The organism is Microbacterium sp. NPDC056057 (assembly GCF_042266945.1).
Classification (GTDB): Bacteria; Actinomycetota; Actinomycetes; order Actinomycetales; family Microbacteriaceae; genus Microbacterium; species Microbacterium trichothecenolyticum_C.
Map to the genome: position 1 here is coordinate 231,004 of NZ_JBHJWS010000003.1, position 22,858 is coordinate 253,861.

Sequence of the window (22,858 nt, forward strand, 5' to 3'; positions counted from 1 at the left end):
GTGTGTTTTTTGTTTTTGGTTGGGTTGGGTTGGTTTTTGTTTTTATATTTGTTTTTTGTGTTCGTTTATTTTTGGGTTCTGGGGGGGGTGTTGGGCTGGGGTTGGGGTTTTTTTTTGGGGGGGGGGGGGGTTTTTTTTTTTTTTTTTGCGGGGGGGTTTTTGGGGTTTTGGTGGGGGGGGGGGGGGGGGCCCGCCGCCGGGGGGGGGGCGCCGGACCCGGTGGCCGTCACGGCCGGGGTGCGAGGCTGGCCTCGCGGAGGTAGGCGCGTTCGCGCTCTGCAGTGGCCTCCTGGTGCCGGTACGTCTGAGCGTGCCGGCGGCGGTCGTCCGCGAGCCGCGGAGTGCGCGTGCTCCACAGCAGGAGCCACAGACCCAGGTGAAGGGCGAGGCGGTCCAGGAGCGATGTGCGGGTGTCGCGGCTCGGGAGCCGCAGCGTATCGGGAAGGCCCGAGGGGCGCTGCGGCGCAAGGAGAGTATTCATGAGAGTTCTTTCCGGTTGTGGAAGGGATGCCTCGGGCAGGCGCCGGAGGCGGGGGATGCCGTGCCGCAGCACGACGGGACCTGGATGCAGGGGGAGAGCGCTCAGCACCGCGAAGCGGGTGCGGCGCAACAGACGGTCGTCGCCCGAAAACGGGCAGACTCGTCCCCTGCGGGGATCAGATGGCGGCGCGGAAGCGGCCGCTCAGCACAGCGCCGAAGGAGACGGTCCCCGACGCGACGGCACGAATCGCTCCGCCATCACGGGCGGCGATTCCGGTTGGAGTCATCAGCATCATCGGGGGACCTCCTTTCTCGACTTCAGACGCAGACAGTGACGCTAGCGGGTGCGGGATACCCGCGTCAAGCTTTCTCGCAGATTCGGTGATCTCATGGCGTGTCGCGGCATCCGGATGGCGCTCGGCCGGTCCTCCCGGCGAGGGAGCCGCGCTCCGGTAGCGTAGGCGGGTAAACGACCGGGGTGGAAGGCGTATCCATGCACCTGAAGAGCGTGACGCTCAAAGGGTTCAAGTCGTTCGCCCAGCCGACGACCTTCGCCCTCGAACCCGGCGTGACCTGCATCGTCGGTCCCAACGGCTCCGGCAAGTCCAACGTCGTCGACGCGCTCGCGTGGGTGATGGGGGAGCAGGGCGCGAAGACCCTCCGCGGCGGGAAGATGGAGGACGTCATCTTCGCCGGCACCGCGACGCGCGGGCCGCTCGGCCGCGCAGAGGTGCAGCTCACGATCGACAACGGCGACGGCGCCCTTCCGATCGAGTACGCCGAGGTCACGATCAGCCGCACGCTGTTCCGCAACGGCTCCAGCGAGTACGCGATCAACGGCGAGTCCTGCCGCCTGCTCGACGTGCAGGAGCTGCTGAGCGACTCCGGCCTGGGTCGCGAGATGCATGTGATCGTCGGACAGGGCCGCCTCGACAGCGTGCTGCAGGCGACGCCCGAAGACCGCCGGGGTTTCATCGAGGAGGCGGCCGGCATCCTCAAGCACCGCCGCCGCAAAGAGAAGACCCTGCGAAAGCTCGACGCGATGGAGGCGAATCTCACCAGACTCAGCGACCTCGCCGGAGAACTGCGCCGACAGCTGAAGCCGCTCGGCCGTCAGGCTGAGATCGCCCGCGAAGCGGCCACGATCGCCGCGGTCGTACGCGACGCGAAGGCCCGCCTCTTCGCCGACGAGATCGTGGGACTCCGCGCCGAGCTCGCCTCGCACGCGCACAGCGAGCACGAGCGGCACGCCGAGCGCATCGTGCTGCAGGACCGGCTCGACAACGCCCGCGTGCGCATCGAGCAGCTCGAGAGCGACCAGCGGTCCGAGAGCGTGGACCGTGCGCGCCGCGTGGCGTTCGGGCTCGAACGGGTGCAGGAGCGCCTGCGCGGGCTGTACGCGCTGGCCGGTCAGCGACTCGCACTCCTCGGCGACGCTGAGGACGAGGACCGCATCGAGCTCACGACGGTCTCGCAGGCGATGATCGACGAGGCGCGTGCCGAGATCGACGACGTGTCGGACGGACTCGGTGCCGCGCAGGATGCCGCCGCCGAGGCCGCGCGCGGCGTCGTTCGCGCCCGCGCCGAACTGGACGCGCTCGATGTCGACATCGCCGCGCAGAGTGCACTGGTCTCGGAGCACGACATGCGCATCACCGCGCTGCGCGGCACCGCGGAGGCCGCGGCATCCGCTCTCGCTGCCGTGCGCGCGGCCGTCGAACGCCAGCAGAAGGCGCTGGATGCCGCGCTCGCGCGCCGCGCGGAGGCCGAGGCGATCCTCGCCGGTGTCGACCCCGACCTCGTCCCCGAGGAGTCCTCGGCCGATCACGCCGCAGCCTATGACCGGGCGCAGCGCGACGCCTCGGAGTCCGAGGCCACGGTCTCCTCGCTCCGTGAGCGCCTGCATGCCGCGGAACGCGAGCGCGAGGCGCTCACCGCGCAGACGGCGGCGCTGAGCCGGGCACTCGATGTGAAGAACGGTGCCTCGTCCCTGATCGCCGAGGGGCGCGAGGGCATCCGCGGGCTGGTCGGCGATGCCGTGCAGGTCAAGCCGGGGTTCGAGGCCGCGATCGCGGCGGTGTTGGGGCCGATCGCCGAAGGCGTGCTGGTCGAAGACCGCGACAGCGCGTTCGCTGTGGCGGACGCTGCACGCGATGCGGAAGCCGGCGTCGTCGACATCGTGATCGCCACGGCGGGCATGATGCATCCGCAGTTCCCGAGCTTGCGCGGCGTGGTGCCGGCACGAGAGGTCGTCACCGCTCCCGCGGGCGTGCTCGGCCTGCTGTCGTACGTCGTGGTCGCCGACGATCTCGACACCGCCCGCGACGCCGGACCCGAGCTGGCGAATGCTGAGCTGGGGGGGCCGATCACCCTCGTCACCCGCCGCGGCGAGGTGTACACCGAGTACTCGCTGCGCGCGGGCGCGGGGGCCTCGCGATCGCGGCTGGAGCTCGCGGCGGAACGGGATGCCGCCGCCGACCGCCGCGACGAGATCGCCGTCGTGGCGGACTCGCTGCGCGCCGCGCTGACAGACGCGACGAATGAGCTCGAGTCGGCGCGCCTGCGCACCAAGACCACGCTCGCAACCCTCCGTGAGCACGATGCCGCCCTGGCCGCCCACGCCGAGCAGGTCAACCGGGCGACGGTGCGGCATGAGGCCGCTGTCGCGGAGTGCGATCGGCTCGCCGCCGGACTCGCCCAGGCAGCCGCGGCCGTCGAGGAGGCCGAGGGTTCGGCGCGGTCCGCCGACGACCAGCTGACCTCGGCGCTCGAAGCTCCCCGTCCGATCCTCGACGCCTCTGCGCGCGAGGGCATGCTCGCCGCGCTCGAAGAGGCTCGCGACGGCGAGATGCGCTCCCGTCTCGACGTCGAGACGCTTCGCGAACGCATCCGAGCAGGCGAAGCGCGCGTGGTCGCGCTCGAACGCCAGCGTGAACGTGAGCGCGACGCGGCGGCCGAGGCAGCGCGCCGCGCCGTGGTCCGTCGCGCGCAGCGCGAGATCGCCGCCGGCGTCGCAGGTCAGCTGCCCGCCGTGATCGACTCGGTCGACCGTTCCCTGGCACAGGCCCGCGCCGAGCTCGCTGCCGCGGAGTCCGAGCGCACGGCGGTGACTGCCGAGCTCGCCGAGCTGCGCACGCAGGAGAACGGGGTGCGGGAACGGCTCGCCGGCCTGACGGAGAGCGTTCACAGCCTTGAGCTGCAGATCCACGAGAAGCGTCTGCATGTCACCGGCCTTCTCGAGCGGGTGCAGTCGGAGCTCGGACTCGACGAGGATATTCTCGTTTCGGAATATGGTCCGGATCAGCCCGTTCCCGTCGATCCGGTCGCCCCATCGCTACGAGAAGAGGACGACCCCGAGGGCGCGGCATCCATTGCTTACGATCGCCCGCAGCAGCGCCGACGCCTGCAGGAGGCCGAGCGCAAGCTGGCGCAGCTCGGCCGGGTGAACCCGCTCGCGCTCGAGGAGTTCGAAGCGCTCGAACAGCGTCACAAGTTCATGACGGAGCAGCTCGCCGATCTCACCCAGACGCGCAAAGACCTGCTCACGATCATCGAAGAACTCGACGAGCGCATGCAGACGATCTTCCTCGCGGCGTTCGAAGACACCAAGGTGGCGTTCGGAGAGGTGTTCCCGATCCTCTTCCCCGGTGGCACGGGCTCGATCGCGCTCACGGATCCGGACTCGCCCCTCACCACGGGGATCGAGGTGGCCGTGCGGCCCGTCGGCAAGAAGATCGAGCGGCTCTCGCTGCTGTCGGGCGGCGAGCGGTCGCTTGCGGCGGTGGCGTTGCTGACCGCGATCTTCAAGGCCCGCCCGAGCCCGTTCTACATCCTCGACGAGGTCGAGGCCGCCCTCGACGACGCGAATCTCGGACGCCTCCTCGGGGTCTTCGAACAGCTGCGCGCCTCGAGCCAGCTCATCGTCATCACTCATCAGAAGCGCACGATGGAGATCGCCGACGCGCTCTACGGCGTCTCGATGCGGCAGGACGGCGTCTCGGCCGTGGTCGGCCAGCGCATCGCCGAGCGCGTCGCCTCCTGAGCGTTCGGATACCCCGGCGCGCGCGTGCGGTGTAGCGTTCGCGCATGCACACCACCGCGCGCCTCGCGACCGTCGCCCTCGTGATGTCGGGGCTCGTGCTGACCGGGTGCGCGCCCGACACCACCGGAGCACGACGCGTAGACGTCGAGCCGTCTCCGTCGGCTGACGCCACGGAGACGCCCGAAGCGGTCGAAGAGCTCGACACGATGCCTCCGGCGGACCTCACGTTCGAGGCCGGCGTCGAGCTGGCGCCCGGCATGTGGACGGCCGCCTGGGACGACCGGCTCATGGCCGGCGACGCCCGGTTCTCGGTCTCGACGCCCGATGACGGCAACGGCAGCTGGGCGTACCTCGACCAGCAGACCCAGTGCTCCGTGGCGTTCTACCAGGGAGCGATCACCGACCTCGAGCTCGGCGCCGACGACCGGGAGAGCAGCGACAACATGCTCGCGGCTGTGCTCGGCGCGCAGATTCCCGGAGTCACGGGCGCCGATGTGAGTGCCAACGCCACCGACGAGTACGTCGCGCAGACGACTCAGGAGGGCAGCGTCGATGTCCGCATCGTCGTCGGAACCGGCGGGAGCGCCGGCGCGGAGGCCACGTGGAGCGAGCTCGGGCGCATGTTCGGCACGCTCGGCACGGCACTCGTGGTGAACGTCGAGTGCCCGCAGGGTCAGGACGCGTCGACGGAGGTGTCGGACGTGCTGAACTCGTACCTCGGCATCGCGGTCTCGTCCACGTCGGAGTGACCTGCGTCGGCACCTAGGCTGGGAGCATGGCAGAGAGCTCCTGGTCGCTCGGACGCGCGCTGCGCGGAATGTTCGTCAAGCCGACCATCGACGAGACGACGTGGGAAGACCTCGAGACCGCGCTGCTCACCGCGGACTTCGGCCCCGACATCACCGAGCGCATCGTGGACGAACTGCGCGAGAAGGTGGAGCGCTACCGCACCACCGACCCGAGGGACCTGCAGCGGATGCTGAAGGAGACGCTCGAGGAGCACTTCGCGAAGTTCGACACGACACTGCGTCTGACCGAACGACCGGCCGTCGTGCTGGTCGTCGGGGTCAACGGCGTCGGCAAGACGACGACGATCGGCAAGTTCGCGAAGTTCCTGCAGCGCTACGGCCGCTCGGTGGTCGTGGGCGCGGCCGACACGTTCCGTGCGGCGGCCGTGGACCAGCTCGCGACGTGGGCGGAGCGCGGCGGCGCGACGATCGTCCGGCCCCAGCAGGAAGGCCAGGATCCGGCATCCGTCGCCTTCCAGACGATCGAGTACGCCAAGAACACCGGTACCGAGATCGTGCTCGTCGATACCGCGGGACGCCTCCACACCAAGGGCGGGCTCATGGACGAGCTCGGCAAGATCCGGCGCGTCATCGAGAAGCAGGCGCCCATCAGCGAGGTGCTCCTCGTGCTCGATGCGACGACCGGACAGAACGGCGTGATGCAGGCGCAGGCGTTCCTCGAGCACGCCGGCGTCACCGGCCTCGTCCTCACGAAGCTCGACGGTTCCGCGAAGGGCGGCTTCGTCCTCGCCGTGCAGGAGCGCACCGGGATCCCGGTCAAGCTGCTGGGCCAGGGCGAGGGCATCGGAGACCTCACGGGCTTCACTCCGCACGTGTTCGCGGCATCCCTCGTCGACTGAATCGCCGCGCGGATCCGACCGAATCCGCGCCATGCCGCGCTCGGGCTACCGCGGACGCGCTCGTTGCGGTTTCATGGGGTCATGGCGATCGAGCACGACTACTTCGGACTCCTCGAATCGGGGCCTGACGGATCGATCTTCTGGTCGGAGAACGTCGAACTGGGAGACCAGTCCGTCACGGTGGATCTCACGGCTCCCGACCAGGACGACGTCTCGGAGGCGGCCCTCGACGTGGCCGCCGCGCTCATCTCCGCGATCGAGGACATCGACCGCAGCGCCCGCAACGCGATGGTCAACGAGCTGAGCGACCGCACCAGCGAAGTGACCGAGTACATCCTGCAGCAGCAGGAGGCGCTCGGCGACGCCCTCGAAGACACGCTCGTCGACATCTCGGGCGACGTGCACATCGACGTGATCCGCTCGCTGCAGCTGATGAGCATGACGATCCTCGCCGACGAGCACGGCGGCTCCGACCCGTTCGCCGTTCTCGAGTACGCCCTCGATCCTGACGCCACCGACGACGTGCTGCTCGTCAACCTCGACTCCGACGGCGGCGTGCTGTCGGTGACGAGCGCCGACTAGCGACCGCTCGCCCTCAGACCGCCTGCGCGAACCCTCGGTCGACGTGCACGTCCTCCGCGATGTGCGAGAGGTGCGACGGGATCTCGCGCCCCTTGGAGATCATCGACTGCGCCCAGAGGCGCCCCGCGCGGTACGACGAGCGAACGAGCGGTCCGGCGAGGACCCCGAGGAACCCGATGCGCTCGGCCTCCTCCTTGAACTCGACGAACTCCTGCGGCTTGACCCAGCGGGACACCGGCAGGTGGCGCGGCGACGGCCTCAGGTACTGGGTGATCGTGATGATGTCGGTGCCCGCCGCGTGCAGGTCCTCGAGCGCCTGCACGACCTCTTCCGGCTCCTCGCCCATGCCGAGGATCAGGTTCGACTTCGTGATGAGGCCGGCATCCCGTGCCTGGGTGAGCACGTCGAGCGAGCGGTCGTACCGGAACGCGGGGCGGATGCGCTTGAAGATGCGCGGCACCGTCTCGACATTGTGCGCGAAGACCTCGGGGCGGCTGTCGAACACCTCGCCGAGCAGCGCCGGGTCGCCGTTGAAGTCGGTCGCGAGGATCTCGACACCGGTGTTCGGGTTCGCCGCGTGGATCGCGCGCACCGTCTCGGCGTGCAGCCATGCGCCGCCATCGGCCAGGTCGTCGCGGGCGACGCCGGTGACCGTGGCGTAGCGCAGGTTCATGCGCACGACGCTCTCGGCGACGCGGCGGGGCTCGTCGGTGTCGTAATCGGCAGGCTTGCCGGTGTCGATCTGGCAGAAGTCGCACCGGCGGGTGCACTGCGAGCCGCCGATGAGGAACGTCGCCTCCCGGTCCTCCCAGCACTCGTAGATGTTCGGGCAGCCGGCCTCCTGGCAGACGGTGTGCAGCTCCTCGGTCTTCACGAGCGAGTGCAGCGCCTGGTATTCCGGCCCCATCTTCGCCCGCGTCTTGATCCACTCCGGCTTGCGCTCGATCGGCGTCTGCGCGTTGCGGACCTCGAGTCGCAGCAGCTTGCGCCCGTCGGGGGCGGAGGAAGGGGAGACGGATGCTGCGCCCCCGGCTCCCGCGGAGGCTCCGTGGCTCGTTCCACAGGCGCTCATGCCGGCACCCCCGCGAAGTCGTCGGCGAAGACCCGTGACACGGTGTCGATCACGTCGCTCGGGGAGATGTCGGCACCGACGATCTCGCTGACGGTCGTGACCCCGGCATCCGTGATCCCGCAGGGGATGATCCCGCGGAAGCCTGCCAGCGAGTTGTCGCAGTTCAACGCGAAGCCGTGCATCGTGACGCCACGCTGTACGCGCACGCCGATGGCCGCGACCTTGTCCTCGCCGAGCGGGCGGCGCACCCACACGCCGCTGCGCCCTTCGACCCGGTAGCCGTCCACGTCGAACTCGTGCAGGGCGTCGATGAGCAGCTGCTCGAGTCGGCGCACGTGCGCGACCACGTCCACCGGCTCGACCAGGCGCACGAGCGGGTAGCCGACGAGCTGGCCGGGCCCGTGCCACGTGATCTTGCCGCCGCGGTCGACGTCGACGACCGGTGTGCCGTCGGTCGGCCGCTCGTGCCGCGCGGTGCGCGCCCCGGCGGTGTAGACCGGCTCGTGCTCGAGCAGCAGAAGGGTGTCGGAGCGGGTCCCCGCGACGATGTCGGCGTGAAGGCTGCGCTGCAGCGCCCACCCGTCGAGGTACGGCACGTAGTCGGGGGAGAGGCCGACGGTCTGGATGTCGAGCATCGCGCTCCTTCGCTCTTCGCTTGTGGCGATTGATGGATCGCGTCCAACAATACATCCGCCGGGCACAGTGCCGTCGCTCCCCGGGCACCGCCCGTCACGCGCGCCGAGGGCGGCCAATAGGGTGGGCTTCATGTCCACCGAGCCGCGCGCGGGGCGCCCCAAGGCGTCGTCGCGCGAGACCATCGCCGAGGCCGCCTGCGAGCTCTTCCTCGAGCAGGGGTACGAGCAGACGTCGATCGTCGACATCGCCCGTCGTGCCGGAGTCAGCCGATCCAGCTTCTTCAACTACTTCTCGTCGAAGTCCGACGTTCTCTGGGCGGGTCTCGACGAACGGCTCACGGTCTTCGAGCAGCGCCTCGAAGACGTGGAGGGCACGGATGCCTCCGCCGCCGTTCGCGCCGCGACGCTGGGCATCGCCGAGTCCTTCGCGCCCGACAGCCTCGCCCTCGGGATCGTGAACGCCACGGCGATGGGTCTGGAGGCGGAGTACGAGCGTGATGCCGCGCTGCGGCGAGCGCGTGTGGCGCGAGCGGTCTCCGCTCGCCTGCTGGCGGGCGGCGCCGATCGCGTCCGCGCCGAGGTCGCCGGAGCGGCGTGGGGCGGCGCGGTCCTCGCGGCCGTGGAGGCGTGGGCGCACGATGGCGCGGGGCGCACGTCGCTCGCCCGCTTCCTCTCGCTCGCGGCCGACGCGGCGGCGCCGGTCTCCGCGACCGCTCCGGTCGGCGACGTCGCGCAGCTTCGTGTCGTGGTGCAGGCGGCAGCCTTCGAGCAGACCCTCGCGTTCTATCGCGACGTGGTCGGGATGCCTCAGGCCGAGGCATACGAGGCGGATGGCGGCGCGCGCGTCGCGATCCTCGCGGCCGGTCGCGCAACGCTCGAGATCGCCAATCCGGCCCAGGTCGACTTCATCGACCGTGTCGAGACCGACGGCGATGCTCCGAGCGACCGGATCCGTCTGGCCCTCGAAGTCGCAGACGCGGCGAGCACTGCCGCGCGGCTGTCCGACGCGGGCGCCGAGATCGAGGCATCCGCACGCGAGACGCCCTGGCGCTCGGTCAACGCGCGCCTCCGTGGCCCGGCGGGCTTGCAGCTCACGCTCTTCCAGGAGCTCGGCCCCGCGGAGTGACGCTCCACACGCGCGAGGGTCTCTTGCCGGAGTCCTCTGGCAGCCGCCCTTGAGACGGTGCACGATGGTGCCCAGCGCACATCGTCGTGGGAGGTCCCCGTGGAATCGGCATCCGCACTCTCCATGCACTGCTCCGTCGCCCTCATCGGCGCGACGGGTTCGGGCAAGACGATGCTCGCGGAGGCGCTGCTGCACCGGTCCGGAGCGATTTCACGACGGGGGGCGATAGAGCAGGGGACGACGGTCTGCGACCACGAACCCGAGGAGATCGCGCGTCATACGACGCTAGGGCTGACACCGGCGTGGCTGTCCTGGCGTGTCGGCGACGCGGACTGCGGCATCACGCTCCTGGACACGCCCGGTCACCCGGACTTCGCGGGCGCCGTGGACGCCGCGCTGGCGGTCGCCGATGTGGCGGTGCTCGTCGTGAGCGCGATCGACGGCGTGACCGCCGGCGCCCGGGCGTCATGGTCCGGTGCGGAGGCCGCCGGCGTCGCTCGGGTCGTCGTCGTGACACAGGAGGACCGTGCGCGGGCGTCGTTCCGCGGAGTCCTCGATCAGCTCCGCGAGGAGTTCGGCGACCGGATCTGGGCGCTGGAGCTTCCGGTCGGGGAGGCGCAGTCCTTCCACGGCGTCGCCGACGTCCTTTCGGAGCAGGCCGTGCTCTACGACGCCGACGGCGGACAGCACGAAGAACCGGTGCCGGCCGACCTCGCAGAGGAGGAGCACCGCCTTCACCAGGCGGTCACCGAGGAGATCGTGTCGCGGGACGACGACCAGCTCGAGGCCTACCTCGAGGGACGGGAGCCCGCAGCGGCCGAGCTCGGGCGCACGCTCGCCCGCACCGTCGCCGCCGGAGACGGCGTGCCCGTCGTCGTGTGTTCCGCCATGACCGGGACGGGAGTCGACCGCGTGCTCGATCTCCTGGGCGAGCTCGCCCCGGCCGTGGCCCACCGTGACAGCAGCATCGTGCTCGGCGTGGACGAAGACGGCGGAGGAGGCAGCGAGCACAGCGTCGCGCCCGCGCCTGAGGGCGAGAAGCTGGTCCACGTGTTCCGCACAGTGGCAGACCCGTTCGTGGGTCAGATCGCGATGCTCAAAGTGCTCTCGGGAGTCCTGCGACCCGGTGATCGCCTGCGCAACGCCACGACGGGCGTCGAGGAGCGGATGCCGGCGCTGTTCCGGCTTCGGGGAGCCGACCATCTGCCGGTCGACGCGCTGCAGGCCGGCGAGATCGGGGCCGTCGCCAAGCTCGCCGGCACGCCTTCGGGCTCGCTGCTGTGGAGCCGGCCCCAGACGAACGCCCGTCCTGCGCGGTTACCCACCCGGCCGCCGGTGTTCGCGATGAGCCTGCAGCCGGTGTCGCAGTCGGACGACACGAAGCTCACGACGGCGCTCGGTCGCCTCCTCGCCGAGGACCCGACGCTCGTCGTGGATCGGGTTGGGCCGGATACGATCCTGCGCGGGCTCGGCGACACGCATGTGGCGGTCGCCGTCGAGCGGCTCGCGCGTGTGCTCGGCGTGCATGTCACGACCGGCCCCGCGCCGGTCGCCTACCGGGAGACGATCGCGCACGGCGCGGCGGCCGAGGGCAAGCTCAAGAAGCAGTCGGGCGGGCACGGGCAGTTCGCCGTCGTCATGCTGCGGGTCTCTCCGCTCGCTCCCGGAGGGGGTTTCGAGTTCGTCGACTCCGTCGTCGGCGGTGCCGTGCCCCGCTCGTACATCCCGGCCGTCGAGAAGGGCGCACGTGACGCCCTTGCTGCCGGAGGCACGCTCGGGCACCCGGTCGTCGACGTTCGCGTCGAGCTCTACGACGGCAAGTCGCACTCGGTCGACTCGTCCGAGATGGCCTTCCGCACCGCCGCGGCCATCGGGGTGAGGGCCGCGCTCGCGCAAGCCGGGGCCGTGCTGCTCGAACCCGTCTCGACGGTGGTCGTCGTCGTGCCGGCTGCCGGACAGGGGCATGTGCTGACGGACCTGTCGGGACGCCGAGGTCGCGTGGTCCAGTCGGAGACGGACGCAGACGGACGCACCCGCGTCATCGCGACCGTCCCGGACGCGGAGCTCGCGCGGTACGTGCTGGACCTGCGCGCGCTCACCGGTGGCCAGGCGGAGCTGACGCTCACTCCCTACGGCTATGAGCGGGCGCCGGACGGTGCCCGCACATGAACCAGGTGTGAAGAGGAGACGCGACCCCGCACGGCGAAGCACGTGGCGCGCTCCCGTAGAATCGGGGGATCATGGCGACTTTCGGCACCCTCTCCGACCGGCTCACCGAGACCTTCCGCAACCTCCGCACCAAGGGCAAGCTCACGCCCGCGGACGTCGACGGCACGGTCCGCGAGATCCGGCGCGCCCTGCTCGACGCCGACGTGGCGCTGCCCGTCGTCAAGGAGTTCACCGCCAAGGTGCGCGAGCGCGCGCTCGGCGACGAGGTGAACCGGGCCCTGAACCCGGCCCAGCAGGTCGTGCAGATCGTCAACGAGGAGCTCATCGCGATCCTCGGCGGCGAGCAGCGCCGCCTGCAGTTCGCCAAGAACCCGCCGACCGTCATCATGCTCGCGGGCCTCCAGGGCTCCGGAAAGACGACCTTCGCGGGCAAGCTCGCCAAGATGCTCGAGAAGGACGGCCACACGCCGCTCCTCATCGCCGCCGACCTCCAGCGGCCCAACGCCGTCAACCAGCTGCAGGTCGTCGCCCAGCGCGCCGGCGCCGCGATCTATGCGCCCGAGCCGGGCAACGGGGTCGGCGACCCGGTCAAGGTCGCCAAGGACGGCGTCGAGGTCGCCCGCCGCCAGCAGCACGACGTCGTCATCATCGACACCGCCGGCCGTCTCGGTGTCGACGCCGAGCTCATGAAGCAGGCCGCGGACATCCGCAAGGCGACCGATCCCGACGAGGTCCTCTTCGTCATCGACGCGATGATCGGTCAGGACGCCGTCAACACGGCGAAGGCGTTCCAGGACGGCGTCGACTTCACCGGCGTGGTGCTCTCGAAGCTCGACGGCGACGCACGCGGTGGCGCTGCGCTGTCGGTGGCCTCGGTGACCGGCCGCCCGATCATCTTCGCGTCGACGGGTGAGGGTCTCGACGACCTCGAGGCGTTCCACCCCGACCGCATGGCGTCGCGCATCCTCGACCTCGGTGACATCCTCACCCTCATCGAGCAGGCGCAGCAGGCGTTCGACGAGGAAGAGGCGCTCAAGGTCGCCGAGAAGCTCGCGACCGAGACCTTCACCCTCGAGGACTTCCTCGCCCAGATGCAGCAGATGCGCAAGATGGGCTCGATGAAGAAGATGCTCGGGATGCTCCCCGGCATGGGGTCCATGAAGGACCAGCTCGAGAACTTCGACGAGCGCGAGATCGACCGCACCGAGGCGATCATCCGGTCGATGACCCCCGCCGAGCGCCGCAACACGAAGCTCCTCAACGGCTCTCGCCGCCTGCGCATCGCGCGCGGTTCGGGCATGACGGTGACCGATGTCAACCAGCTCGTGCAGCGGTTCGACCAGGCCGCCAAGATGATGAAGACCGTCGCCCGCGGCGGCGTGCCGAACATCCCCGGCATGGGCCCGATCCCTGGCGCCGGGCGTCCGGGTGCGTCGTCGAAGCGCGGCAAGCAGCAGAAGGCCAAGGGGTCGCGGTCGGGCAATCCGGCGAAGCGCGCCGCCGAGAACGCCGGCATCGCGGCGGAGGCGGCGGAGGCGCCGACCGGCTCCGGCTTCGGGCTCGGCGGCGGTGGCGCGAAGGGCGCGCCGACGGAGGCCGACCTCGCCGAGCTGCAGAAGATGCTCGGCCGCGGCTGACAGCGAAGGAAACGGATGCTGCGGCCCGCAGCATCCGTGAGCCCGCACGTCTGCGCAGGATCAGTGACCGAGCGCGGCGAGATGCTCGCGCAGGGTGGGGCCTGAGCGGAACTCGCCCACGAGGTGACGCACGACCGCGCGGAGGTCGCCGTCCGCAGCGTCGGCGATCGCGAGCTGACGCGAGTAGCTCGCGCCGTCGCTGAGGATCGTCCGGATCCCTTCGAGCTCGCGCGCGCACTTGAGCTCGACGGCGATGTCGCCCACCTCCTCAAGGGTTTCGCGGAGGTGGTCCACGACGGGGCGCTGCGTGCCCAGGTGGTCCACGATCACGCGGGCATCGAGGCCGTAGCGGGCCGCCCGCCACTTGTTCTCGCGGATGAACCAGGGCTGGATCGTCTCGAGCGGCAGCCCTTCGTCGAGGCGTCGCGAGAAGTGCTCGACCAGCACCTGGACGAGCGCGGCGACCGCGGCGAGCTCCGGGAGCGTCGACATCCCGTCGCACGCACGGACCTCGATCGTGCCCCAGCGAGGAGCGGGGCGGATGTCCCACCGCACCTCGCTGGCGTCCTCCATCACGCCCGTCTTCACCATGTCGTCGAGGTAACCCTCGAACTCGGTCCAGTCGCGAAGCGGCCAGGGGAGTCCCGCGGTCGGCAGCTGCTGGAAGACGAGGGCGCGGTTCGATGCGTAACCCGTGCGGTCACCCGCCCAGAAGGGGCTCGACGCCGACAGCGCCTGGAGGTGGGGGAGGTAGACGGCGAGGGCGTTGATGATCGGGAACACCTTGTCGACGTCGTCGACGCCGACGTGCACGTGGATGCCCCAGATCATCATGTTGCGACCCCACCACTGGGTGCGCTCGATGAGCTTGTGGTACCTGGTCTTGTCGGTGACGCTCTGGTCGTACCACTGCGCGAACGGGTGGCTGCCGGCGCACAGCAGATCGATGCCGTGGGGGTCGGTGTACGTGCGCACCTCGGCGATCGCGTCGGCGATGTCGTCGACGGCGGCGGCGACCGTGTCGCCGATCCCGCTGGTCAGCTCGACGGTGTTGGTCAGCAGTTCCCCGGTGACCGTGTAGCGCTCGGGGGTCGAGCGCTCCTCGAGGGCGGCGAGCAGCCCGGGCGCGCCGGGGATCAGGTCTCCGGTCGCGGCATCGGCGAGCATCAGTTCCCACTCGAGACCGACGGACGATCGGGCGGATGTCGCGAAGGGCACCGTCATGGGCACAGTCTGACATGGGGACTCGCCGGACCTTCTTGGTTCACGGCATCGTTCGTCATCTGGCAGAATAGAGGGCTGGATCACCCGCTCGACCCTCTATCCAGCGCGGAGATCCTCCCTTCAGAGCTTCCGCCGGGTGTGCACCCCACTCTCCAGGCGACCGGTTCAATCACTTTCCACACATTCAGGAGAATCGTGGCTGTCAAGATTCGTCTCAAGCGCCTCGGCAAGATCCGAGCGCCCTACTACCGCATCGTCGTGGCCGACTCGCGCACCAAGCGCGACGGTCGTGTCATCGAGGAGATCGGCAAGTACCACCCCACTGAGGAGCCCTCGTTCATCGAGGTCGACTCGGAGCGCGCGCAGTACTGGCTGTCCGTCGGCGCCCAGCCGACCGAGCAGGTGCTCGCCATCCTCAAGCTGACCGGCGACTGGGGCCAGTTCAAGGGCGACAAGAACGCGGTCTCGACCGTGAAGACCCGCGAGGACAAGGCCGCTTTCGAGGTCGACGCCTCGAAGAAGTCGGTCGTCAAGCCCAAGGCTGAGAAGAAGGCAGAGGAGCCCGCCGAGGCTCCCGCCGACGAGGCGACCGACGCGGCCGATGAGGCCGCCGCCGAGTCCGCCGAGTAATCCGTTGCTCGCCGCCGCGCTCGAACACGTCGTCAAGGGGATCGTCGATCACCCGGACGACGTCCGCATCGACTCGTCCACGTCGCCGCGAGGCGACGTGCTCGAGGTGCACGTCCACCCCGACGACCGGGGTCGCGTGATCGGGCGCGGCGGCCGAACGGCCAAAGCCCTGCGCACTCTCATTTCTGCCCTCGCCGACGGACGCCGTGTGCGCGTCGACGTCGCGGACGACTGAGGTGTCAGGCGAAGACACCACGGGATCGGGCGCGGACGCCCGAAAGCCCGTGAACGCAGTTCCCCCCGCGGGCAAGACGCAGCTCCGGGTCGGCCGCCTCGTGAAGGCGCACGGCCTGAAGGGCGCGATCAAGCTCGAGCTGTACACCGACGACCCCGAAGGACGCTTCGTCCCCGGCGCGACGTTCACGCTCCAGGTGCCCGAGTCGTCGCCGTGGCACGGCAAGCCCCTCACGGTGCGCGAGTTCAAATGGATGAACAGCCACCCGGTCGCCTTCTTCGACGGCGTCGACGACCGCGACGCGGCCGAAGGGCTCATCCGTGCGATCCTTTGGGTCGACGAAGACATGCAGGCCTCGCCCGCCGAGGAGGACGCCTGGTTCGACCACCAGCTCGTCGGCCTCGACGTCGTGCGTGACGGTGAGACCGTCGGCAAGGTCGCACGCGTGGACCACTTCCCCTCGCAGGATCTGCTCATCGTGAAGGTCCGCGACGACGAGGTTCTGGTGCCGTTCGTCAAGGCGATCGTGCCCGAGGTCGACATCGCGGGCGGTCGCGTCATCGTGACGCCGCCCGCAGGCCTCTTCGAAGAGATCCCGGACGACGGCGACGAGGCTCCTTCCGAGCCCGACGCCGACGGCTCCACCGACTGACTCCTCTTCACTGCGCGCCGCCGCTCGGCGTGCGGCAGATGTGATCTGCGGGAAACACGGCGGGAAACGCCCCGGAATGTCCATCCGGGACCATCGAAGGCATGGGCGAAGTGCGCACCGTGTGCTCCTACTGCGGCGTCGGCTGCGGTATCTCGGTGACGACCTCGGACGCCGGGGTGGGGCATCCACTCGCCATCGCGAAGGTTGCGGGCGACCGGGCGCACCCCACGAACGCCGGGCGGCTGTGCACCAAGGGTGCGACCCACGCCGAGCTCATGCAGGCTCCGGGTCGCATGACCACGGCGCACGTGCGGCCCTCCCGCGGTGAGCCCGCGGCGCCCGTTCCGGTCTCCGATGCGGTGACGGATGCTGCGGCCCGCCTCCGCGCGATCCTCGACGAGCACGGTCCCGATGCGATCGCGCTGTACGTCTCGGGGCAGATGAGCATGGAGGCGCAGTACCTCTCGAACAAGCTGGTCAAGGGGTATCTGCGCGGGATCCACATCGAGTCGAACTCGCGGCTGTGCATGGCGTCGGCCGGCACCGGCTACAAGCAGTCGCTCGGAGCCGACGGACCGCCCGGATCGTACGAGGACTTCGACCGCGCCGACCTCTTCTTCGTGATCGGCTCGAACACGGCCGACTGCCACCCGATCCTGTTCCTGCGCATGGCCGACCGGCTGAAGCAGGGCGCGAAGCTCATCGTCGTCGACCCGCGTCGTACGACCACCGCCGACCGTGCCGACCTGTTCCTGCAGATCCAGCCCGGCACCGACCTCGCTCTGCTGAACGGCCTCCTCCACCTCCTCGTCGAGGCCGGCGACATCGACGAGGAGTTCATCGCGGCCCACACCGACGGCTGGGAGCACATGGACGAGCTCCTCGCCGAGTACCCGCCGGCCCGGGTCGCGGAGCTGACCGGACTCGCCGAGGACGACATCCGCACCGCCGCCCGCTGGATCGGCGAGGCCGGCGAGTGGATGACGCTGTGGACGATGGGCCTCAACCAATCCACGCATGGTACGTGGTCGACGAACGCCATCTGCAACCTCCACCTCGCGACCGGCGCGATCTGCCGCCCCGGAAGCGGACCGTTCTCGCTGACCGGCCAGCCGAACGCGATGGGCGGGCGCGAGATGGGGTACATGGGGCCGGGTCTGCCCGGCCAGCGCGCGGTGTTCAGCGCGCCCGACCGCGCGTTCGTCGAGGACGTCTGGGGACTGGAGTCCGGCGCGATCCGCGCGGAGTCGGGCTCGGGCACGATCGACATGTTCCGGCGCGCGGCCGACGGCGAGATCAAGGCCGTCTGGATCATCTGCAGCAACCCCGTCGCGTCGGTGGCGAACCGCAAGACCGTGATCGAGGCGCTGGAGACCGCCGAGCTCGTCATCGCGCAGGACGTCTACACCGAGACGGCGACCACCGCGTACGCCGACATCCTGCTGCCGGCCACGCTGTGGGTCGAAGCCGATGGCGTGACGGTGAACAGCGACCGCACGCTGACGCTCGTGCGCGACGTGATCGCGGCGCCGGGCGAGGCGCAGCCGGACTGGCTCACGATCTGCCAGATCGCCCGTGCGATGGGCTTCGAGGGGTTCGACTTCGACTCGAGCGCCGAGGTGTTCGACGAGATCCGACGCTTCTGGAACCCGCAGACCGGGTGGGATCTGCGCGGCGTGACCTACGAGCGGCTGCGTGAGACGCCGGTGCAGTGGCCCGCGCCGCCGGACGACGCCGCGACGCGGCATCCGATCCGGTACCTGAACGACGGGGTGAGCCAGTCGCTGCACGTCGAGCATGACGGAACCGTGCCGCGCCTCGCGTTCGCGACGCCGTCGCGGCGCGCGCAGTTCCTCGCACGGCCCCACCTGGCACCGGCTGAGCTTCCCGACGACGACTACCCCTGGGTACTCAACACCGGGCGCCTCCCGCATCACTGGCACACGCTCACGAAGACCGGCCGGGTCGCCAAGCTCGCGAAGCTGCACCCCGGACCGTTCGTCGAGGTCCACCCGGTCGACGCCGAGCGGCTCGGCATCGCCGAGGGCGATCAGGTCGAGGTCGCCTCGCGCCGCGGCCGGTTCGTCGTGCCCGCGGTGCTCACCGACCGTGTGCAGCCGGGCGGACTGTTCGCGCCGTTCCACTGGAACGACGAGCACGGCGAGTACGTCACCGTCAACGCCGTGACGAGCGACGCGGTGGACCCGCTGTCGGCGCAGCCGGAGTTCAAGTTCGCCGCCGTGACCCTCCGCCGGGTCGGTCCGGCGGTCGGGGGAGCAGGATCGTCGACCGCATCCGCCGACGAGGCGCTCGCGAGTGCCGGCGTGGCGCTCGCGCCGCCGCAGCTGAGCGATCTGGAGGGCGCGTACCTCGCAGGCTTCCTCTCCACGGTGCGGTCGGTGGTGCTCGCTCCGGGCGAGGTGCCGGTGCTGCCCGTCGAAGCCCCGCTCGGTGCGCTCGTGCGGGCGTGGTTCGACGGCGTGCTCGCGGGCGCCTTCTCCCGCACGTCGGTCGGCGTGGGCATGCCGGGGGCCGAGGGCATGGACGAGGTCGTCGTTCTCTGGGGCTCGCAGACGGGGAACGCCGAGGAATTCGCGACGGCGGCGACCGCCGCACTCGGCGCGCGCGGCATCCCCGCGCGTGCCCGGAGCATGGCGGAGCTGCGCGCGACGGACCTGACGGCCGTGAAGCGTCTGCTCGTGGTCACCTCCACGTTCGGCGACGGCGGGCCGCCCGACAACGCCGCCGCGCTCTGGCACGAGCTCAACGCCGACGGCGCGCCCGAGCTGTCGGGGCTGCGCTACGCGGTGCTCGCGCTCGGCGACTCGAACTACGACGACTTCTGCGGCCATGGTCGGCGGCTCGACAGTCGCTTGGGCGAGCTCGGCGCGACCGCTCTCCTCGACCGGGTCGATCTCGAGCCCGACGCCGACGAGCCGCGCGAGGCGTGGCTCGCCCAGATCCTCGACACCCTGGCCGCGGAAGGGACGACGGGTGCGGCATCCGTCGCCCTCCAGGCTCCGCCGGCGAAGCGCCTGTTCAGCCGGGCCAACCCGGTGCAGGCACCGCTCGTGCGCAACGACCTGCTCAGCGGTCCGGGTTCGCAGAAGGAGGTGCGGCGCTTCGCGTTCGACCTCTCGGACTCGGGGGCGACGTACGAGGCCGGAGACTCACTCGGCGTCGTGTGCGCCAACGCTCCGGCGGTCGTCGCAGAGTGGATCGATGCGACCGGCATCGCGCCGCTCGAGATCGTGGAGGTCGACGGCGAGGAGCGCACCTTCGCCGATGCCCTGCGGACGCGGCTCGACATCACGAAGACGCCCGTGGACCTGGTGCGCTTCATCGCCGAGCGCAGCGGCGACAGCATGCTCGCCGGCCTGCTGCGGCGTGAGAACAAGGGGCGCCTCGAGCAGTTCCTGTGGAGCCAGCAGGCTGTCGACCTCGTGCGCGACTTCCCGGTGCGGGCCACCGCCGCCGACTGGGCCGGCGTGCTCAAGCGCCTGCAGCCCCGCCAGTACTCCATCTCGTCGAGCCCCAAGTCAGACCCCGACACCGTGGAGCTCACGGTCTCGGTGGTGCGCTTCGAAACCGACTCCGGACGCGCCCGCGGAGGCGTGTGCTCGACATTCCTCGCGGACGGCGACGCCCTCGGCGCCCCCGTGTACCTGCAGCGCTCGCCCGCGTTCCGCCCGCCGGCAACAGCCGACACCCCGATGATCATGATCGGCCCGGGCACCGGGATCGCCCCGTTCCGCGCGTTCCTGCACGACCGTCGCGCCGACGGCCACACCGGCCGCAACTGGCTGTTCTTCGGCGAGCAGCACGCCGCGACCGACTTCTACTACCGCGACGAGCTCGACGAGATGCGCGAGGACGGGTTCCTCACCCGCTTCGATGTCGCGTTCTCGCGCGACCAGCGGCAGAAGATCTACGTGCAGGACCGCATGATCGAGCACGGCGCCCACCTGTGGCGCTGGCTCCAGGACGACGGCGCGCACGTGTACGTGTGCGGTGACGCGATGCGGATGGCCAAGGACGTCGACGCCACCCTGGTCGCCATCGCCCAGCAGCACGGCAAGCTCTCCGAAGAGGCCGCCGCCGAGTACGTCCGCGGCCTTGCCGCCGACGAGCGCTACGTCCGCGACGTCTACTGAGCGCGGCCTCGGCCGACGCTGGCCGATCGCGAACCCGCCGCTTCACGCGGTCCCGGCCGACTGCACGTCGCAACCTGCCCCACGCTCTCTGTTCGTTCGTCACAGATGTACGCGGATCGGCGACGTTGGCGTACATCTGTGACGAGCGAACATCGTTCACGAGGATGCGGGGGACACGCAGAAGAGCGGATGCCTCGGGTCGAGGCATCCGCTCTCCGTCAGAGCAGGTGCGGTCAGATGCGCTGCTTCGCCAGCGACGCCCGCGGGATCACGTACACGAACACCGTGAGCAGCAGGAGCCCCACGTACGCGGCGACGAAGCCGTAGAACGCGGCCTGGTAGCCGCCCGTGGCGAGCTGCGAGGCGTTGAGGACCTGCGGCACGAGGAACCCGCCGTAGGCGCCGATCGCCGAGATGAGGCCGAGCGCCGCGGCCGCCTTGCGGATCATCTTCGTGGCCTCCGGCGTACCGGGCTCGAAGCCCCGCGCCTGCGAGCGCGCGGCGAAGATGCTCGGGATCATGCGGTAGGTCGACCCGTTGCCCATGCCGGTCGCCGCGAACAGGACGAGGAAGCACGCGAGGAACACGACGAAGTTGTGCATCGGCAGCGTCCACACGAGCGCCAGCGCGCCGAGTGCCATCACCGAGAAGGCGCACACCGTCACGCGTGCGCCGCCGAACCGGTCGGCGAGGCGGCCGCCGTAGGGGCGGGCGAGCGAGCCGACGAGCGCGCCGAGGAACGCGAGCGAGACCGCCGCCTGTCCGACCTGGATCGTGGAGAACTCGGGGAACTGATCGGCGATGAGCTTCGGGAAGACGCTCGCGAAGCCGATGAACGAGCCGAAGGTGCCGATGTAGAGCAGCGCCATGATCCACAGGTGCGGCTCGCGCAGCGCCGCGGCGGAGCTGCCGAAGTCCGCCTTCGCCGACGACAGGTTGTCCATGTAGCGCCAGGCGCCGAACATCGCGACCAGGATCAGCGGGATCCACATCCAGCCGGCGAGGGAGATGTTGAGGGTCGCCCCGGCGCCGAGCGTCACGACGATCGGCACGGCGAACTGGGCGACCGACGTGCCGAGGTTGCCGCCCGCGGCGTTCAGGCCGAGCGCCCAGCCCTTCTCCTTCTGCGGGAAGAAGTAGGTGATGTTCGCCATCGAGCTCGCGAAGTTGCCGCCGCCCACGCCGCCGAGCGCCGCGACGAGCAGCAGCACGCCGAACGGCGTCTCGGGGTTCGAGACGACGATGCCGAGCAGTGTCGCGGGGATCAGCAGCAGCGCCGCCGACACGATCGTCCAGTTCCGACCACCGAAGATCGCGACCATGAACGTGTAGGGGAAGCGCAGGGTCGCGCCGACGAGGCTGGGCAGCGAGATGAGCCAGAACGACTCGGAGCTGGTGAGCTGGAACCCGGCGGCAGGCAGCATCACGACGACGATGCTCCACAGCTGCCAGATGATGAACCCGAGGAACTCGGCGAAGATCGACCAGCCGAGGTTGCGTCGCGCGATGGCGCGGCCGGACGCCGCCCAGAACGTCGGATTCTCGGCGTTCCAGCCGTCGATCCAGCGGCCCGGGCGATGGGTGAGTGCGACCGGCGCGTCGGCCGGGGCGGTGGTGCGGGATGGAGCTGCGGTATCCGTCATCGACGGGGTGTCGGTCGTGGTCATGGCGCCTCCCTGATTGAGCAGACACTGGGGGTGAGTGTGTCTCCACGCTAGGAACTCGGTGTTTCGGCCCGCCTGCTCACGCGGTTACCTCTCGGTCACTTCTCGATCACGGATGCTGCCGCCCGAGGTGGACGCGCTGTCACACGTCGGAAACACGCAGGGCTTCTAGACTCGAAGGCATGCGCGTCGACATCGTCACGATCTTCCCGACGTTCTTCGACGTGCTCGGCGTCTCGCTCATCGGGAAGGCCCGGGATCGCGGCATCCTCGACATGCACGTCCACGATCTGCGGGACTGGACCCACGATCGCCATCGCACCGTCGACGACACCCCGTATGGCGGGGGCGCCGGCATGGTGATGAAGCCCGAGCCCTGGGGCGAGGCGCTCGACGAGGTGCTGAGCGACGAGGCGGTGCTGCTGGTGCCGTCGCCCGCCGGCGAACTGTTCTCGCAGCCGATGGCCCGGGAACTCGCCGACGAGAAGCACCTCGTGTTCGCCTGCGGACGGTATGAGGGCATCGACCAGCGCGTCGTCGACCACTACGCGGCGCGCGGGCGCGTGCGGCTGGTGAGCCTCGGCGACTACGTGCTCAACGGGGGAGAGGTCGCCGCGATGGCCGTGATCGAGGCGGTGTCCCGGCTGATCCCGGGCGTCGTGGGCAACCCCGAGAGCCTCGTCGAGGAATCGCACGAGCTCGGCCTGCTCGAGTACCCGAGTTACACGAAGCCCGCCGAATGGCGTGGGCTCGAGGTGCCGCCGGTCCTGCTCAGCGGCAACCATGGCGCGATCGCCGCGTGGCGGCACGAGCAGAGCGTCGAACGCACGCGGGCGCATCGTCCGGATCTGCTGAGCGAGCCCGATCCTGCCGCCTGAGGCGGATGCCGCGGCCCCGGTGAAATCGCC

Annotated in this window: 17 protein-coding genes; 12 read left to right on the top strand and 5 right to left on the bottom strand. The window is 70.1% G+C overall.

Features of this window, described 5'->3' with window-relative positions:
* Window positions 1–226: 226 nt before the first annotated feature.
* A complete protein-coding gene (locus tag ACFC1K_RS13170) occupies window positions 227–481 on the bottom strand; it encodes a hypothetical protein (RefSeq protein ID WP_310291252.1) in 255 nt (84 codons plus the stop codon).
* A gap of 492 nt (window positions 482–973) precedes the next feature.
* On the opposite strand from ACFC1K_RS13170, the gene smc reads away from it, so the two are divergent.
* The 4 genes from smc to ACFC1K_RS13190 all read left to right on the top strand — a co-directional run bounded on the left by smc (window position 974) and on the right by ACFC1K_RS13190 (window position 6,752).
* Window positions 974–4,522 (top strand): chromosome segregation protein SMC, encoded by a 3,549-nt coding sequence (gene smc / locus ACFC1K_RS13175; protein ID WP_375871977.1) that lies wholly within the window; start codon window positions 974–976, stop codon window positions 4,520–4,522.
* Window positions 4,523–4,566: 44 nt separating this feature from the next.
* Window positions 4,567–5,271 (top strand): hypothetical protein, encoded by a 705-nt coding sequence (locus ACFC1K_RS13180; RefSeq protein ID WP_375871978.1) that lies wholly within the window; start codon window positions 4,567–4,569, stop codon window positions 5,269–5,271.
* Between the two features lie 26 nt (window positions 5,272–5,297).
* The gene (ftsY, locus tag ACFC1K_RS13185; RefSeq protein WP_310291247.1) at window positions 5,298–6,170 is read left to right on the top strand and encodes a signal recognition particle-docking protein FtsY; all 873 of its coding nucleotides are present in this window, start codon (window positions 5,298–5,300) and stop codon (window positions 6,168–6,170) included.
* Window positions 6,171–6,251: 81 nt separating this feature from the next.
* A complete protein-coding gene (locus ACFC1K_RS13190) occupies window positions 6,252–6,752 on the top strand; it encodes a DUF2004 domain-containing protein (RefSeq protein WP_045297905.1) in 501 nt (166 codons plus the stop codon).
* A 13-nt stretch (window positions 6,753–6,765) separates the two neighbouring features.
* On the opposite strand, the gene lipA is transcribed toward ACFC1K_RS13190, so the two are convergent.
* Together lipA and lipB are read right to left on the bottom strand one after the other, a co-directional pair.
* Window positions 6,766–7,824 carry a lipoyl synthase gene (lipA, locus tag ACFC1K_RS13195; RefSeq protein WP_375871979.1) on the bottom strand — a complete coding sequence of 353 codons (1,059 nt, stop codon included), beginning with the start codon at window positions 7,822–7,824 and terminating at the stop codon, window positions 6,766–6,768.
* Window positions 7,821–8,705, bottom strand: a complete 885-nt coding sequence (gene lipB, locus ACFC1K_RS13200; protein WP_375871980.1) for a lipoyl(octanoyl) transferase LipB — start codon at window positions 8,703–8,705, stop codon at window positions 7,821–7,823. The genes lipA and lipB overlap by 4 nt, the downstream gene beginning before the upstream one ends.
* Here lipB and ACFC1K_RS13205 point away from each other — a divergent pair.
* From ACFC1K_RS13205 to ffh, 3 genes are all read left to right on the top strand, one after another.
* Window positions 8,590–9,585, top strand: a complete 996-nt coding sequence (locus tag ACFC1K_RS13205) for a TetR family transcriptional regulator (protein WP_375871981.1) — start codon at window positions 8,590–8,592, stop codon at window positions 9,583–9,585. The genes lipB and ACFC1K_RS13205 overlap by 116 nt on opposite strands.
* 99 nt (window positions 9,586–9,684) lie before the next feature.
* Window positions 9,685–11,754, top strand: a complete 2,070-nt coding sequence (locus tag ACFC1K_RS13210) for an elongation factor G (protein ID WP_375871982.1) — start codon at window positions 9,685–9,687, stop codon at window positions 11,752–11,754.
* Between the two features lie 71 nt (window positions 11,755–11,825).
* Entirely contained in the window at window positions 11,826–13,391 is a 1,566-nt protein-coding gene (ffh, locus tag ACFC1K_RS13215; protein WP_310291237.1) for a signal recognition particle protein, read from the top strand.
* 60 nt (window positions 13,392–13,451) lie between these two features.
* Here the strand turns inward: ffh and ACFC1K_RS13220 are convergent, their stop codons facing one another.
* Entirely contained in the window at window positions 13,452–14,615 is a 1,164-nt protein-coding gene (locus ACFC1K_RS13220) for a glutamate--cysteine ligase (protein ID WP_375871983.1), read from the bottom strand.
* 195 nt (window positions 14,616–14,810) lie between these two features.
* Between ACFC1K_RS13220 and rpsP the strand changes: the two genes are divergently transcribed.
* The 4 genes from rpsP to ACFC1K_RS13240 all read left to right on the top strand — a co-directional run bounded on the left by rpsP (window position 14,811) and on the right by ACFC1K_RS13240 (window position 20,286).
* Entirely contained in the window at window positions 14,811–15,245 is a 435-nt protein-coding gene (gene rpsP, locus ACFC1K_RS13225; RefSeq protein WP_310291235.1) for a 30S ribosomal protein S16, read from the top strand.
* 4 nt (window positions 15,246–15,249) lie between these two features.
* Window positions 15,250–15,480 carry an RNA-binding protein gene (locus ACFC1K_RS13230; RefSeq protein WP_045276246.1) on the top strand — a complete coding sequence of 77 codons (231 nt, stop codon included), beginning with the start codon at window positions 15,250–15,252 and terminating at the stop codon, window positions 15,478–15,480.
* A 49-nt stretch (window positions 15,481–15,529) separates the two neighbouring features.
* Window positions 15,530–16,132 (top strand): ribosome maturation factor RimM, encoded by a 603-nt coding sequence (rimM, locus tag ACFC1K_RS13235; protein ID WP_310291233.1) that lies wholly within the window; start codon window positions 15,530–15,532, stop codon window positions 16,130–16,132.
* 101 nt (window positions 16,133–16,233) lie between these two features.
* On the top strand, window positions 16,234–20,286 hold the full coding sequence (locus ACFC1K_RS13240) for a molybdopterin-dependent oxidoreductase (RefSeq protein WP_375871984.1): 4,053 nt from the start codon (window positions 16,234–16,236) through the stop codon (window positions 20,284–20,286).
* 233 nt (window positions 20,287–20,519) lie between these two features.
* On the opposite strand, the gene ACFC1K_RS13245 is transcribed toward ACFC1K_RS13240, so the two are convergent.
* Window positions 20,520–21,953: an MFS transporter gene (locus ACFC1K_RS13245; protein WP_375871985.1), complete on the bottom strand. Its 1,434-nt coding sequence runs from the start codon at window positions 21,951–21,953 to the stop codon at window positions 20,520–20,522.
* 179 nt (window positions 21,954–22,132) lie between these two features.
* Here ACFC1K_RS13245 and trmD point away from each other — a divergent pair, with 179 nt between their 5' ends.
* Window positions 22,133–22,828, top strand: coding sequence for a tRNA (guanosine(37)-N1)-methyltransferase TrmD (gene trmD / locus ACFC1K_RS13250; protein WP_375871986.1), 696 nt, complete (start codon window positions 22,133–22,135; stop codon window positions 22,826–22,828).
* Window positions 22,829–22,858 lie beyond the last annotated feature (30 nt).